The organism is Cellulomonas sp. ACRRI (assembly GCF_022346185.1).
Classification (GTDB): domain Bacteria; phylum Actinomycetota; class Actinomycetes; order Actinomycetales; family Cellulomonadaceae; genus Cellulomonas.
Genome location: NZ_JAKRMS010000109.1, coordinates 1 through 15,003 on the forward strand (window position 1 = coordinate 1; position 15,003 = coordinate 15,003).

Genomic DNA, 15,003 nt, shown 5'->3' on the forward strand with positions numbered 1-15,003 from the left:
GTCGGGGGTTCCGGGGCGGTCGGGGGCGACGGCGTCGTCGCGGGTGTCAGCCACGGAGCAACCCTGCCACGGTCGCCGGCACGGCGTGCGCGACGGCCAGCGCCGTGACCGGCCCGCCCGGCACCGCGACCTCCGCCGCCCGCCCGTGCACCAGCGCCGCGGCGGCCGCGAGCGCGGCGGCCAGCGGCGGGTCGTCCAGCACGTCGGCCGCCCGGCCCGCGAGCAGCGCGCCCAGCACCCCGGCGAGCACGTCGCCCGACCCCGCGGTGGCGAGCCAGCCGGGCGCGTCCGCCTGCGCGTACACCGCGCCGCCCGCGCCCACGACCACCGTCGTCGACCCCTTGAGCAGCACCGTCGCACCGGTCAGCTCGTGCGCCCGGCGCGACCAGCGCAGCGGCTCCGCCTCGACCGCGGACCGCGGCACCTCCTCGCCGAACCGCCCGAGCAGCGCCGCGAGCTCACCGGCGTGCGGGGTGAGCACGCACCACGGCGCGAGGTCCCGCGGCGCCAGGGCCAGCGCCCCCGCGTCGAGCACCGCCGGCAGGCCCTCCGCGAGCGCCGCGTGCAGCGCCGCGGTCAGCCGGCGCGCCTGCTTGGCGTGCGCCGGGTCGACGCCCGGGCCGAGCAGCCAGGCCTGCACCCGGCCCTGCCCCGCCACGATCTCCGGCCGGGCGGCGAGCACCGACCGCGCGACCGACGACGGCCCCACGTACCGCACCATCCCGACGCCCGACAGCGCCGCCGCGGACACCGTCAGCACCGCCGCCCCCGGGTACGCCGGCGTCCCCGCCACCACCCCGAGCACGCCGCGGCTGTACTTGTGGTCCTCGGGCCCGGGCACCGGCCAGAGCGCCGCGACGTCCGCCGGGGCCAGGCGCGCGGCCGACGGGCGCTCCGGCAGCGCCAGGCCGAGGTCGACCACCTCCACCCGGCCCGCGCGCCGCGAGGCCGGGGGCAGCAGCAGCCCGGGCTTCGCGGCCCCGAACGTCACCGTCAGCCCGGCGGGCAGCACCGGGCCGTCCGGGAGCGCCCCGTCGTCCACGCCGACGCCGCTGGGCAGGTCGACCGCGACCACCAGCGGCCCGCCACCGGCCTCGGCCGCGCCGCGGGGGCCGCCGCCCGCCGCGCCCGCGTCCTCGGCCTCGAGCAGGTCGCCGAGCAGACCCGCCAGCAGCCCGGCGACCCCGCGCGGCGCGCCGCGGCCACCGATGCCGAGCAGCCCGTCCAGGACCACGTCGGCGGCGTACGCCTCGGCCACGGCGTCGCCCAGCCACACGGCGGGCAGCCCGGCCGGCGCGTCCGTGGCGGCGTCGCCCGCGACGTCGCCCGCCCCGGGGTCGCCCGCCCCGGGGTCGACCGCCCCGGGGTCGACCGCCCGCACCGCGCGCCCGCCGGCCCGGCGCAGCGCCGCCAGGCCCTCCGCGTGCGGCGCGTCCGTCGCGCACACCGCCACCACCCGCACCCCGCGCCGCGCGAGGTACGCGCCCGCGTGCAACGCGTCGCCGCCGTTGTTCCCCGGCCCGACGAGCGCCACCACCGTCGCGCCGCGCACCTGCCCCCGCCGGTCGGCCAGCTCCGTGCCGACCCGCGACGCGAGCGCCGACGCCGCCCGCTGCATCAGCGGGACCCCCTGCGCGAGCAGCGGCTCCTCCGCCGCGCGGACCTCGTCCGCCGTGTACCCCAGGATCATGCGTCCATCCTGGCGGAGCGCGGCGGGGCCCGCCCACCCGTGCGGCGCGGCCGCGTCCGCCAGGGCTCGGCGACCGGCGCTCGGCCCGGCGCGGCGATAGGTTGCGGCACATGCGCTTCGGACTCTTCATTCCCCAGGGCTGGCGGCAGGACCTCACGGGCATCGACGCCCGCGACCACTGGTCCGTCATGAGCGGCCTCGCGACCTACGCCGACCAGGGCGACGCCTTCGACTCCATCTGGGTCTACGACCACTTCCACGCGGTGCCCGAGCCCAACGGCGAGGCCACCCACGAGGCGTGGAGCCTCATGAACGCGTACGCGGCGACCACCAGCCGCGTGGCGCTCGGCCAGATGTGCACCTGCATGGCCTACCGGAACCCGGCCTACCTCGCGAAGGTCGCCGCGACCGCCGACATCATCTCGGGCGGCCGCGTGCAGATGGGCATCGGCGCCGGCTGGTACGAGCACGAGTGGCGCGCCTACGGCTACGGCTTCCCGAAGCCGGGCGAGCGCATCGCCATGCTCGACGAGGGCGTGCAGATCATGAAGCAGCTGTGGACCAACGGCGTCGCGACCCTCGACGGGCGGCACTACCAGGTCGACGGCGCGCAGCTCTCCCCGCTGCCCCTGCAGGTCGACGGCCCGCCGCTGTGGATCGCCGGCGGCGGCGAGCGCAAGACCCTGCGCGTCGCGGCCGAGCACGCGGCGTACACCAACTTCGACGGCTCCCCGGCGGGCTTCGCGCACAAGAGCAAGGTCCTGCAGGAGCACTGCGCCGCGATCGGCCGGAACTACGACGAGATCACGCGCTCGGCCAACTACAACGTCGTCATCGGCGCGACGGAGGCGGAGGTCGACGACCGGATCGCCTGGGTCGAGGAGCACTACGCCCGCACCGTCCCGGACAAGGCCCCCGAGGTCGCCGAGGAGTTCCGCCGCGGCACCCTCGTCGGCACCCCGGAGCAGATCGTCGAGAAGCTCACCGAGCTCCGCGCCCTCGGCATGACGTACGCGATCACGTACTTCGCGGAGGCGGCCTACGACCGCAGCGGCATCGAGCTGTTCGAGCGCGAGGTCGTCCCGGCCCTGCGCTGAGCGCGCACAGCGCCGAGTCTGCGGGACCGGACTGCGACGGGACGACGTCCCGCAGTCCGCTCCCGCAGACTCGGCGGACGCGGACGCGGGCGCGGACGCGGGCGCCGGTCAGTCGGATTCGGCGACGACCATGGCCGAGGCGATGCCGGCGTCGTGGCTCAGGGAGAGGTGGAAGCGGGTGACCCCGCGGGCCGCCGCGGCCGCCGCGACCGTGCCGGTCACCTCGACCACGGGCTGCTCGCCCCGGACCCGGCGCACGGTCGCGTCCTGCCAGGACATGCCCGCGGGGGCGCCGAGCGACTTCGCGATCGCCTCCTTGGCGGCGAACCGCGCGGCGAGCGACGCCGGCGGCAGCGCCCGCTCCTCCGGCGTGAACAGCCGCTCGCGCAGCGCGGGCACCCGCTCGACGGTCGCGAGGAACCGGGCGACGTCCACGACGTCGATCCCGACGCCGACGATCACGCGGGCACCCGGTCCGGCCGGGCGGCGGCCGGCGCCGCTGCCGCGGTCACTCGACCGTGACCGACTTCGCCAGGTTCCGCGGCTGGTCCACGTCCAGACCGCGGGCCGTGGCGAGCTCGCACGCGAAGATCTGCAGCGGCACGACCGACAGCAGCGGCGCCAGCAGCGTCGGGCTCTGCGGCACGTAGAACACCTCGTCGGCGTACGCGCGCACCGCCTCGTCGCCGTCCTCCGCGATCACCAGCGTGCGGGCGCCGCGCGCGCGGATCTCCTGGATGTTGGAGACGACCTTCGAGTGCAGCGAGTCCCGGCCGCGCGGGCTCGGCACGATGACGAACACCGGCTGGCCGGGCTCGATCAGCGCGATCGGGCCGTGCTTGAGCTCGCCGGCCGCGAAGCCCTCGGCGTGGATGTACGCGATCTCCTTGAGCTTGAGCGCGCCCTCGAGCGCCACCGGGAAGCCGACGTGCCGGCCGAGGAACAGCACCGACGAGGTGTCCGCCATCCACCGGGCGATCTCCCGCACGCGGCCCGAGCGGTCCAGCACCTCCTGAATCTTCTCCGGCATGGCGCGCAGGTCGTCGAGGATCTCGCCGATCTCGTCCGCGAACTTGTTGCCGCGCAGCTGCGCCAGGTACAGGCCGAGCAGGTAGGCCGCGGTGATCTGGGCGAGGAACGCCTTGGTCGACGCGACCGCGACCTCCGGGCCGGCGTGCGTGTAGAGCACCGCGTCGGACTCGCGCGGGATCGTCGAGCCGTGGGTGTTGCAGATCGCCAGCACCTTGGCGCCCTGCTCGCGGGCGTGCCGGACCGCCATCAGCGTGTCCATCGTCTCGCCGGACTGCGAGATCGCGACGACCAGGGTGCGCTCGGTGAGGATCGGGTCGCGGTACCGGAACTCGTGCGCCAGCTCGACCTCGACCGGGATGCGGCACCAGTGCTCGATGGCGTACTTGGCGACGTGCCCGGAGTAGGCGGCGGTGCCGCAGGCGATCACGATGATCTTGTCCACCGACCGCAGCAGCGACTCGGAGATCTTCAGGTCGTCCAGCACCAGGCGCCCGCGGGTGTCCGTGCGGCCCAGCAGCGTGTCCTGCACGGCCTGCGGCTGGTCGGCGATCTCCTTCTCCATGAAGGAGCGGAAGCCGCCCTTCTCGGCGGCCGCGGCGTCCCAGTCGATCGTGTACTCGCGACCCTCGGCCGGGTTGCCGTCGAAGTCCGTCACCGTGACCGAGCGCGGCGTGATGACGACGACCTGGTCCTGCGCGAGCTCGAGCGCCCGGCGGGTCTCCGCGATGAACGCGGCCACGTCCGAGCCGAGGTAGTTCGCGCCGTCGCCGAGCCCCACGACCAGCGGGGAGTCGTGCCGGGCGCCGACCACGGTGTCCGGGTGGTCCTCGTGCACCGCGAGCAGGGTGAACGTGCCGTGCAGCCGGCGGACCACCTGGCGCATGGCGTCGCCGAGGTCCTTGACCTCCGCGTACGCGCGGGACAGCAGGTGCGCGACGACCTCGGTGTCCGTCTCGGAGAGCAGCTCCGCGCCGTCGGCCAGCAGCTCCTCCTTGAGCACCGCGAAGTTCTCGACGATGCCGTTGTGGATGAGGGCCAGCCCGCCCGCGACGTGCGGGTGCGCGTTGACGTCCGTCGGGCCGCCGTGGGTGGCCCAGCGGGTGTGGCCGATGCCGGCGGTGGCGCCCGGCAGCGGCCGCTCCTCGAGCAGCCCCGTCAGGTTGACGAGCTTGCCGGCCTTCTTGGCCGTGGCCAGGCCCTCCGGGGTGACGAGGGCGACGCCCGCAGAGTCGTACCCGCGGTACTCCAGGCGGCGCAGGCCCTCGAGGACGACCCCGAGCGGTCGGCCGTCCGGGCCGTGATCACCGACATACCCGACGATTCCACACATGGGCCGGAGTCTAGCCGCGGCCCGGGCGGCACCGCCGCGTCGCAGGTCACGTCCCGGCGAGCCCGCGGCCCGGCGGGCGGGACCGGCCGCATCGTGCAGAATCGTCGGGTGCGCGCCACCGACGTCCCCGGGCAGACCTCCCCGTACGTGGAGCTCGACCGGGACTCCTGGGTCCGCCTGTCCGAGTCCACGCCGCTCCCGCTCACCGACGACGACGTGACCCGGCTCCGCGGCCTCGGGGACCCGATCGACCTGGCCGAGGTGGACGCGATCTACCGCCCGCTGTCCCGGCTGCTCGACCTGTACGTCACCGCGACGCGCCGCCTGCACGCCGCGTCGTCGACGTTCCTGCGGGAGGACACCCCGCGCACCCCGTTCGTCATCGGCGTCGCGGGGTCGGTCGCGGTCGGCAAGTCCACGACGGCCCGGCTGCTGCGCGAGCTGATGGCCCGCTGGCCGGCCACCCCGAACGTCGCGCTCATGACCACCGACGGGTTCCTGCACCCGAACGCCGAGCTCGAGCGCCGCGGCCTGATGGACCGCAAGGGCTTCCCCGAGTCCTACGACCGCCGCGCGCTGCTGCAGTTCGTCTCGAAGGTCAAGGCCGGCCACGACGAGGTCCGGGCGCCGGTGTACGACCACGTCACCTACGACATCGTCCCCGGCGCCGAGGTGGTCGTGCGCCGGCCGGACGTGCTGATCGTCGAGGGCCTGAACGTCCTGCAGCCGGCCCCGTCCGCCGCCGGCACGTCGAGCACGTCGAACCTCGCGGTGAGCGACTTCTTCGACTTCTCCATCTACGTCGACGCGCGGACCTCCGACGTGCGGCAGTGGTACGTCGAGCGGTTCCTGTCCCTGCGGTCGACCGCGTTCGCCCGGCCGGAGTCGTACTTCCACCGGTACGCGGGCCTCAGCGACGCCGAGGCGGTCGCCCGCGCCGAGGGCATCTGGGACGCGATCAACGCCCCCAACCTGGTGCGGAACATCCTGCCCACGCGCAGCCGGGCGACGCTCGTGCTGACCAAGGGCGGGGACCACTCGGTCCGCCGGGTGCGGCTCCGCAAGCTCTGACCCGCCGGACGCCGACCCGGCCGGGGCGAGCGTCAGCTCCCGGTCGGGCTCGCCGTCGCCCGCGGTCCGACCAGCTCGACCGGGTAGTGCTCGACGTCGACCGCGTCCAGCGCCTCCAGGCCCTCCGACACCGAGACCGGCAGCGGGCCGCAGCCCCCGGACGGCAGGGCCACCCGGACCGCGGCGCCCAGCGCGTCCACCAGCCAGAGGTCGGCCCGCTCCGCGTCCGCCGCGCACGGCGTCGGGGGCGTCCCCGACGCGGGGACCGTCGACGACGCCGTCAGCGCGGTGAGCAGCGGCCGGACGTCGCCCTCCAGCCGGGTCGCGGTCACGGCCGCCCACCGGCCCGCGGCGTCCGTGAGCGTCTCCCCCGTGGTGCACAGGACGGCGGACACCGCGGAGAACCCGTCCGGGACCGGGCCGGCGGCGGGGACGTCAGGGTGCGCCGTGCTGCTCCCGCCGCCGCCGGCGAACCCGAGCGCATCGAGGACCTGCGGGGCCAGGCAGTCCGCGCCGGCGGACACCGCGGCGCCCGCCGAGCCGCGCTCGGCCGCGTCCGCCGCGTCCGCCGCGGACGACGACCCGTCCCCGCCCGCGCAGGCGGCCAGGCCGACGGCGAGGGCGAGCGCGGCGACGCCGCCGTGGACGGTGCGGCCGGGGTGCCACCGGGGTGCGCGAGGACGCGATGCCGCCATCTCGCCACCCTCCGTCGCCCGTACCCCTGCCCAGGGCGAAGGCGCGGGCGTCTGCCCGGCCTCCGCCGTCGGGGGCGACGCCGTTGTGGCCCGGACCGAGCGTAGGTGCGGCCGGGCGCGCGGCCGGGCGACGATGCCGGATCGTTAGCGGGCGGGGCCGGATCGTTGCCGGGACGTGACCCGGACGTCCGGGCCCCCCGGGACGCACGCCGCGGCGACGGGTGCGGCCGCGGCCGGCCGGGCGGGGGTCGCCGGCGCGACCGGCCGGGCCGGGGCTGCCGGCGTGGCCGGCCGGGTGACGCCCGCGGGAGGCGCCGACGCAGCGGTCGCCGCGGCGGCGGGTGCGGCCGCGGCGGGTGCGGCCGCGGCGGGTGCGCCGCCGACCGTCACCGGGGTGCGGTCGATCCCGGTCCAGCGGCGCAGCACCCAGTCGATCCCGACGCCCACGAGCGTGCCGACGACGACCCCCGCGACGACCGCGATCAGGGGGTGGTCCTCCAGCCACAGCCCGGCGCCCGCGCCGACCGCGGAGCCGTACGCGGCCCAGGTCACCGCGGCGAGCCCGGTCAGCCCGACGAACCGCTTGCGCGGGTAGCCGAGCGCGCCGGCCGTCATGTTCACCGCGACCCGGCCGATCGGGATGTACCGCGCCGCGAGGATGAACGACGACCCCCGGTGCGCCAGCGCGTGCTCCGCCCAGGCCAGCGCCTTGCGTCCCCGGACGGTGCGGAACACCCGGAGCCGGTGCACGTCGACCCTCGAGCCGATCGCGTACGCGATCTGGTCGCCGGCGAACGCGCCGAGCGCGGCGGCCAGCACCACCAGCACGATGTTCGGCGCGCCCTGGGAGACCGACAGCGACGCCAGGGCGATCACGACCGACTCGCTCGGGATCGGCGGGAAGAAGCCGTCGATCGTCGCGAACAGGAACAGCGCCGGGAACACCCAGAGGGAGTCGGCCAGCATCGGCACCCAGCCCTCGATGGCGCTGATCCAGTCCTGCAGCACGGTCATCAGCTCCTGCGTCGTTCGGCGGCTGGCCTCGGCGGTCGACGTCCACGCTAGGTGCGTGCCACCGGCCGCGACATGGGGGACTCCCCCGACTCCCCCCTGGTTCTCCCCCCATCCTCACCGGGCCCGTCGCACGCGGCATCGGCCCCCGGGACGACGTCCTGCCGCCCGGGGTCCGCCTCCCGGCGGAGCGGCGCCGACCGGACGGACGACCCCGACGGGCCGGCCGCACCCCGGTGCGCCACCCCGGCACCCGTGCGTCCCCAGCGGTGCCAGTGCACCACGCGGGTCCGACACGGGTCACGGTCATTCGGTGACGACCCGGTGAACGCTGCGCGGCACGACCCGGGCGCCGAGCGCCCCGGTCCCCACCGGATCGTCCCCACCCCACCCGGTCGGACCCGGGGTGGCGCGACGATCCGCCGGTGATCAGGCGGCGCGGCCTCAGGGCTCCAGGGGGAAGCCGAGGGTGCGCGCCGCCTCGGTCGGGCGGGGCTCCGTCGCCCAGTGCGCGCCGAGCTCGTCGGTCGCCGACAGCGAGCGCGGGTGCGCGCGGTCCAGGTACAGCGTCCCGTTGAGGTGGTCCGTCTCGTGCTGGACGATCCGGGCGGGCCAGCCCTGCACCACCTCGTCGAGCGCGGCGCCCGTCTCGTCCTGCCCGGTGAGCCGCAGCCGCCGCAGCCGCGGGACCACCGCCTGGTAGCCGACGACGCTGAGGCAGCCCTCGTAGAACGACACCCGCTCCGGCTGCTCGCCGGGCACCGGCTCGTACACCGGGTTCACGAGCACCCGGAACGGCAGCGCCGGGCGCTCCCGGACGCGGCCGGTCTCGGTCTCGCCGGCACCCGGGTCGGCCAGCACCGCGAGCGCGAGCGGCAGCCCGATCTGCGGGGCGGCGAGACCGACGCCGGGAGCGGCGTGCATCGTCCGGCGCATCAGCGCCACCAGCGCGGTGAGCTCGTCCTGGCCGACCTGCCCGTCGAACGGGACCGCGCGCATCCGCAGCGCCGGGTGGCCCGCCTGCACGATCGGCACGGTGCCCGACGGGTCGGCCGCGCCGGCGTCGAGCAGCCGCAGGACGTGCTCGCGCACCACCGCGGACGGCCAGCTCGCCTGCGGCGCAGCACCGGCGTCCGGCGCCGCTCCGGCCCCGCCCGTCGTCGTCATCGCCCGCTCCGGCTCAGAGCGCCAGCCGGTCGCGCACGACGTCCGCCAGCTGCCCGGCGACCCGGTCGGCGTCGTCCTGCGTCGCGGCCTCCACCATCACGCGCACCAGCGGCTCCGTCCCGGACGGGCGGAGCAGCACGCGCCCCGTCGACCCGAGCGAGCTCTGCGCGGCGCCGACGGCCGCGGCGACGTGCTCGTCGGTGCCCGCGCGGTCCTTGTCCACCCCGGGCACGTTGACCAGCGTCTGCGGCAGCCGCCGCACCACGGCCGCGAGCTCGCTGAGCTTCTGGCCGGTCGCGGCGACCCGGGACGCCAGCTGGAGCGCGGTGAGCGTGCCGTCGCCCGTGGTGGCGTGGTCCGCGAGGATCACGTGACCCGACTGCTCGCCGCCCAGGTTGTACCCGTGCGCGCGCATCGCCTCCAGGACGTAGCGGTCGCCGACACCCGTCTCCACGGTGCGGACGCCCGCCGCCTGCATCGCGAGGCGCAGGCCGAGGTTGCTCATCACCGTGACGACCAGCGTGTCGTGCGCCAGGACGCCGCGCTCCCGCAGGTCGAGCGCGAGCACGCCCATGATCTGGTCGCCGTCGACCAGCGCGCCGGTGTGGTCGACCGCGAGGCAGCGGTCCGCGTCGCCGTCGAAGGCCACGCCGAGGTCCGCGCCGGAGGCGACGACCGCGGCCTGCAGCTGCTCGGGGTGCGTCGAGCCGCACGCCTCGTTGATGTTCCGGCCGTCGGGCGACGCGTTGATCACCACCACGTCGGCGCCGGCCGCGCGGAGCGCCGCGGGACCCACCTCGGACGCCGCGCCGTTCGCGCAGTCCACCGCGACGCGCAGGCCCGCGAGGTCGTGGCCGAGCGTCGAGACCAGGTGCTCGACGTACTGCTCGCCCGCGCGCCCGGTGTCCGACCGGATCCGGCCGACGGCGGCCCCCACGGGTCGCTCCCAGTCCGCGCGCAGGCGCTGCTCGATGGCGTCCTCGAGCTCGTCGTCGAGCTTGTGGCCGCCGCGCGCCAGGAACTTGATGCCGTTGTCCGGCATCGGGTTGTGCGAGGCCGACAGCACCACGCCGAGGTCGACGTCCAGCGCGCCCGTCAGGTGCGCGATCGCCGGGGTGGGCAGCACGCCGACGTTCAGCACGTCCACGCCCGCGCTCGCCAGGCCGGCGGCCACCGCGGCGGACAGGAACTCGCCCGAGGCGCGCGGGTCGCGGCCGACCACGGCGCGCGGGCGGTGGCCCGCGAACTCGCCGCGCTGGCCGAGCACGTGCGCGGCCGCCACGGACAGGTCCAGCGCCAGCTCCGCGGTCACGTCCCGGTTCGCCAGGCCGCGCACCCCGTCGGTGCCGAACAGTCGTCCCATCGAGGGCCCCCTCGTCGTCGGGCCGCCGCTGCGGCCTCCAGCATCGTGCCAGGGCGGGCGCGTCAGCGCGCGCAGCCCGGGCACCGGAACGGCCGATGGCCCCGAGGGCGGACCCTCGGGGCCATCGGCCGCGGTCGCTGATCCGTGGATCAGCGCTTGGAGTACTGCGGGGCCTTGCGGGCCTTCTTGAGACCGGCCTTCTTGCGCTCGACGACGCGGGCGTCGCGGGTCAGGAAGCCGGCCTTCTTCAGCGCCGGGCGGTTGTGCTCGGCGTCGATCGCGTTGAGCGCACGGGCGATGCCCAGGCGCAGCGCGCCGGCCTGGCCGGTGACGCCGCCGCCGCTGATGCGGGCGATGACGTCGAAGCGGCCCTCGACCTCCACCAGCTTCAGCGGGGAGTTCACGAGCTGCTGGTGCACCTTGTTCGGGAAGTACTCCTCGAGGGTGCGGCCGTTGATCTTCCACTGGCCGGTGCCGGGCACCAGGCGCACGCGGGCGATCGCCTCCTTGCGGCGGCCCAGGGCCTGGCCCGGAGCCGTCAGGCTCTGGCCGCGGCCCGCGGGAGCGGCCGTCTCGGAGGTGTAGCTGCTGGGCGTCTCGCCGCCCTCAAGGTCGATGTCGACCGTGGTCTCGGCCATGTGTCTCGCGTCCTGTTCCGGTGTGCTCGAGGGCGTCAGCCCTGCGCGACCTGGGTGATCTCGAAGGGCTTCGGCTGCTGGGCGGCGTGCGGGTGCTCCGCGCCGCGGTAGACCTTCAGCTTGGAGAGCTGCTGGCGGGCCAGCGAGGTCTTCGGCAGCATGCCACGCACGGCCTTCTCGACGGCACGCTCGGGGTGCTTCTCGAGGAGCTCGGTGTACGTGGTCGCCCGCAGACCGCCCGGGAAGCCCGAGTGGCGGTAGGCGAGCTTGGTCTCGCGCTTGGTGCCCGTCAGGGCGACCTTGTCCGCGTTGATGACGATGACGAAGTCGCCGCCGTCCACGTGCGGGGCGAAGGTCGCCTTGTGCTTGCCGCGCAGCAGCGTGGCGACGTGGGTGGCGAGGCGGCCCAGGACGACATCGGTCGCGTCGATGACGTACCAGTTCCGCTGGACGTCGCCGGGCTTCGGGGTGTACGTGCGCACGGTCGTTGCCTTCTCTATGTCTCTGACTGTGTCCACGGCAATCCCGTAGAAGCCGGGGTCAGCCGATGAGTACCGTCGGTGCGTCGTCCGTGGACCGGTGAGTGGGAACGCACCAGGGTCGACACCGACGGACGCACAACGACTCACCAGGGTAGCCGCCGGGCCGGGGGGCGGTCAAAGCGACGTCGGTCACCGCCCGCCGCCCCTGCTCAGCGCGCCCGTGCCACCCGGCCCGCGTCCCACACGGGCTCCGGCGTCTCCACGACCGCCCCGTCCTCGCCGAACACGAGGTACCGGTCGAACCCGCGCGCGAACCACCGGTCGTGCGTCACCGCGAGCACGGTGCCCTCGAACGCCGCGAGCCCCGCCTCCAGGGCCTCCGCCGAGTGCAGGTCGAGGTTGTCCGTCGGCTCGTCGAGCAGCAGCAGGGTCGCCCCGCCGAGCTCCAGCAGCAGGATGTGGAACCGCGCCTGCTGCCCGCCCGAGAGCGTCTCGTACCGCTGCTCCGCCGACGCGACCAGCTCGTACCGGTCCAGCGCCTTGCTCGCGGGCTCCCGGCCCATCCCCGGCCGCCGGCCCTCGCCGCGGTGCAGGATCTCCAGCAGCGTGCGGCCGGCGAACGCGGCGTCCTGCGCGTGCTGCCGGTTCTGCGCGAAGAACCCCGGCACCACGCGGGAGCCCAGCCGGGCGACCCCGGTGTGCGGGACCGGGTCGATCGGCAGCTCCCCCTCGGCCGGGGCCTGCTCGGGCTGGGGGTCGCTGCCGCCCGCGGCGAGCAGCCGCAGGAAGTGCGACTTGCCCGACCCGTTCGACCCGAGCACGGCCACACGCTCGCCGAACCACACCTCGAGGTCGAACGGCCGCATCAGCCCCGTCAGCTCCAGCCGCTCCGCGACGACCGCGCGCTTGGCCGTGCGCCCGCCGCGCAGCCGGACCCGCACGTGCTGGTCGTGGGAGACGACCTCCGGCGGGCCCGCCTCCTCGAACTTGCGCAGCCGGGTCTGGGCCGCCGAGTACCGCGACGCCAGGCCGTCGTTGAACGCCGCCTTCGTCTTCAACGTGTTCACCAGGGTGATGAGCTTCGCGTGCTCCTCGTCCCACCGGCGGGCCAGCTCGGCCAGCCGCTCGCGGCGGGCCTCCCGGGCCTGGGTGTACGTGGTGAACGTCCCGCCGTGCACCCACACCGTCGCGCCGGCCCGCGCGGGCTCCAGCGTCGCGACGTGCGTGGGGACCCGGGACAGCAGCTCCCGGTCGTGGCTCACCAGCAGCACCGTCTTCGGGCTGTCGAGCAGCCGGCGCTCCAGCCACCGCTTGGTCGGCACGTCGAGCGCGTTGTCCGGCTCGTCCAGCAGCAGCACCTCCTGGGGGCCCCGCAGCAGCGCCTCCAGCACCAGCCGCTTCTGCTCGCCACCCGACAGCGTCCGCACGCCCCGGTGCTGCGCCCGGTCGAACGGGATGGACAGCACCGCGTCCGTCACCCGGTCCCAGTCGGCCTCGACCTCGTAGCCACCGACGTCCGCCCAGTCCGCGAGCGCCTGCGCGTACCGCATCTGCGACGGCTCGTCGTCGACCTCCATCATCCGCAGCTCGGACGCGGTCAGCTCCGCCGCCGCCGCGCCGATCGCGCCGGTCGCCAGCGAGGCCAGCAGGTCGCGCACCGAGCGGTCGTCGGCGATCCGGCCGACGTCCTGCCGCATCACCCCGAGCCCGCCCGTGCGCACGACCGCGCCGTCGTGCGGCTGCTCGTCCCCCGCGACGATCCGCAGCAGCGTCGACTTCCCCGCACCGTTCGGGCCGACCAACGCCGTGCGCTGCCCCTCGCCGACCCGCAGGTCGACACCCCCGAGGAGCGGACGGCCGTCGGGGAGCACGTAGCGCACGTCGTGCACCTCGAGATGACCCATGCCCCGATCGTCCCAGGTCCGCGGCGCGGGTCCCAACCGGTTATCCGTGCGGTGGCAGCGCGGCAGGCGGGGTGCCAGGCTCGTCGCATGAGCGAGAACACCCCTGCCACGAGCACGGACGCCGCCACCGGAGCCGAGGGCGACGCCGACCAGCTCCCCGCCGAGGACACGCTGGTCGGACGCGGCGTCGACGACCTGCTGGACGAGGGCTACAGCCCGCCCGAGCGGCCCCGCCCCGCGTCCAGCCACTTCGGCGAGACCCCGTGGGAGGAGTCGCGCGGGGAGACGCTCGACCAGCGCGTGGCCCAGGAGGAGCCCGAGGTCTGGGAGGACCCCGACCGCGCTCCGGACCCGTCCCGCGAGCCCGACCGCGCCGGCCGGCTGCTCGAGGACGACGACGCCGTGGAGGCGGGCGGCAACGACCAGTTCGCGCTGGACGCAGGCGTCGACGGCGGCGCGGCGAGCGCCGAGGAGGCCGCCGTGCACGTCGTCGACGAGGAGGACTGACTCCACGCCTCCTCGCGGCGCGAGAGGGCGGGCGGCGGGCACGGGTGCGGGGGCACCGGCGTCCGCCGCCCGCGTCACTCCTCGGCGGCGTCCCCCGTCCGCCCCGCCGGCGGTGCGTGCACGTCGTCCGCGGAGCGCATCGCCCGCGTCCGGAGCTGGCGCTGCGCCAGCTCCGCGTCCGGCGGGTAGACGACCTCCTCCAGCGTGAGGCCGTGCGCGGCCACCACCGCGCTGCCCGGGTCGCGCCGCCCGCCCACCAGCAGTTCCGCCGGCCAGCCCACCGGCCGCCGGCCCTCCCCCACCGCCAGGCTCGCGCCCACCAGCGCGCGCACCATCGAGTGGCAGAACGCGTCCGCACGCACCGTCGCCACCACGAGCCCGGCGTCCGGGCCGTCCGCGGGGCGCTCCCAGGTCAGCTCGTCCAGCGTGCGGATCGTCGTCGCCCCCGGCCGGGGCTTGCAGTACGCCGCGAAGTCGTGCCGGCCCAGGACCCGCCCCGCCGCCTCGTCCATCGCCGCCACGTCGAGCGGCCGCCGCGTCCACAGCACGTGCGCGCGGCGCAGCGGGTCGCGCAGCGCCGCGTCGTCGCACACCCGGTACACGTACCGCCGGGCCACGGCCGAGAACCGCGCGTCGAAGCCCTCCGGGGCGACGCGGACGGCCCTGGCCACGACGTCCGGCGGGAGCACCCCGGCCAGCCGGGTCAGCAGCGACTCCTCGGGCGTCCGGTCCGAGCGGCCGGGCACCGCGACCCACGCCGCGGCCGGCACGTCCACGTGCAGGACCTGCCCGCGCGCGTGCACCCCGGCGTCCGTGCGCCCGGCGACCGTCACCCGCGGCGGGGCGTCCCCGCGGTGCTCCGAGCGCAGCACCAGCGCCAGGGCGTCCTCGACCACGCCCTGCACCGTGCGCAGGCCGGGCTGGCGGGCCCAGCCGGCGAAGTCGGTGCCGTCGTAGGCGAGGTCGACGCGGACGCGGACGACGGCGTCGAGGGCCGGGTCGGCGGAGGCGGGGGC

14 protein-coding genes are annotated in these 15,003 nt (G+C 76.1%); 3 read left to right on the plus strand and 11 right to left on the minus strand.

Translation table 11 applies throughout. The features are described 5' to 3' along the window. Positions 1-46: 46 nt before the first annotated feature. Positions 47-1,690 carry a bifunctional ADP-dependent NAD(P)H-hydrate dehydratase/NAD(P)H-hydrate epimerase gene (locus MHY85_RS16325; RefSeq protein ID WP_239198146.1) on the minus strand — a complete coding sequence of 548 codons (1,644 nt, stop codon included), beginning with the start codon at positions 1,688-1,690 and terminating at the stop codon, positions 47-49. Positions 1,691-1,800: 110 nt separating this feature from the next. Between MHY85_RS16325 and MHY85_RS16330 the strand changes: the two genes are divergently transcribed. Further along, complete coding sequence (locus MHY85_RS16330; protein ID WP_239198148.1) at positions 1,801-2,787, plus strand: LLM class F420-dependent oxidoreductase; 987 nt, start codon at positions 1,801-1,803, stop codon at positions 2,785-2,787. Between the two features lie 108 nt (positions 2,788-2,895). On the opposite strand, the gene MHY85_RS16335 is transcribed toward MHY85_RS16330, so the two are convergent. Further along, positions 2,896-3,249, minus strand: coding sequence for a holo-ACP synthase (locus MHY85_RS16335; RefSeq protein WP_239198150.1), 354 nt, complete (start codon positions 3,247-3,249; stop codon positions 2,896-2,898). Positions 3,250-3,295: 46 nt separating this feature from the next. Then, positions 3,296-5,149, minus strand: a complete 1,854-nt coding sequence (gene glmS, locus MHY85_RS16340; RefSeq protein ID WP_239198152.1) for a glutamine--fructose-6-phosphate transaminase (isomerizing) — start codon at positions 5,147-5,149, stop codon at positions 3,296-3,298. A 108-nt stretch (positions 5,150-5,257) separates the two neighbouring features. On the opposite strand from glmS, the gene coaA reads away from it, so the two are divergent. Beyond that, complete coding sequence (coaA, locus tag MHY85_RS16345) at positions 5,258-6,220, plus strand: type I pantothenate kinase (RefSeq protein ID WP_308191412.1); 963 nt, start codon at positions 5,258-5,260, stop codon at positions 6,218-6,220. A gap of 32 nt (positions 6,221-6,252) precedes the next feature. Here the strand turns inward: coaA and MHY85_RS16350 are convergent, their stop codons facing one another. From MHY85_RS16350 to MHY85_RS16380, 7 genes are all read right to left on the minus strand, one after another. Next, entirely contained in the window at positions 6,253-6,915 is a 663-nt protein-coding gene (locus MHY85_RS16350; protein ID WP_239198156.1) for a hypothetical protein, read from the minus strand. 144 nt (positions 6,916-7,059) lie between these two features. Further along, positions 7,060-7,929, minus strand: coding sequence for a DedA family protein (locus MHY85_RS16355; protein ID WP_239198158.1), 870 nt, complete (start codon positions 7,927-7,929; stop codon positions 7,060-7,062). Between the two features lie 441 nt (positions 7,930-8,370). Further along, on the minus strand, positions 8,371-9,093 hold the full coding sequence (locus tag MHY85_RS16360; protein WP_239198160.1) for a peptide deformylase: 723 nt from the start codon (positions 9,091-9,093) through the stop codon (positions 8,371-8,373). A gap of 13 nt (positions 9,094-9,106) precedes the next feature. Further along, positions 9,107-10,456 carry a phosphoglucosamine mutase gene (glmM, locus tag MHY85_RS16365; protein ID WP_239198162.1) on the minus strand — a complete coding sequence of 450 codons (1,350 nt, stop codon included), beginning with the start codon at positions 10,454-10,456 and terminating at the stop codon, positions 9,107-9,109. A 149-nt stretch (positions 10,457-10,605) separates the two neighbouring features. After that, a complete protein-coding gene (gene rpsI / locus MHY85_RS16370) occupies positions 10,606-11,094 on the minus strand; it encodes a 30S ribosomal protein S9 (protein ID WP_239198164.1) in 489 nt (162 codons plus the stop codon). Between the two features lie 35 nt (positions 11,095-11,129). Further along, positions 11,130-11,576 (minus strand): 50S ribosomal protein L13, encoded by a 447-nt coding sequence (gene rplM / locus MHY85_RS16375; RefSeq protein WP_239198166.1) that lies wholly within the window; start codon positions 11,574-11,576, stop codon positions 11,130-11,132. Positions 11,577-11,785: 209 nt separating this feature from the next. Next, positions 11,786-13,480 (minus strand): ABC-F family ATP-binding cassette domain-containing protein, encoded by a 1,695-nt coding sequence (locus MHY85_RS16380; protein ID WP_239198168.1) that lies wholly within the window; start codon positions 13,478-13,480, stop codon positions 11,786-11,788. Positions 13,481-13,567: 87 nt separating this feature from the next. Here MHY85_RS16380 and MHY85_RS16385 point away from each other — a divergent pair, with 87 nt between their 5' ends. After that, positions 13,568-13,987, plus strand: coding sequence for a DUF5709 domain-containing protein (locus MHY85_RS16385; RefSeq protein ID WP_239198170.1), 420 nt, complete (start codon positions 13,568-13,570; stop codon positions 13,985-13,987). 74 nt (positions 13,988-14,061) lie between these two features. Here MHY85_RS16385 and truA read toward each other — a convergent pair. After that, positions 14,062-15,003: tRNA pseudouridine(38-40) synthase TruA (gene truA / locus MHY85_RS16390; protein WP_239198172.1), on the minus strand; the 942-nt coding region annotated here is incomplete at its 5' end.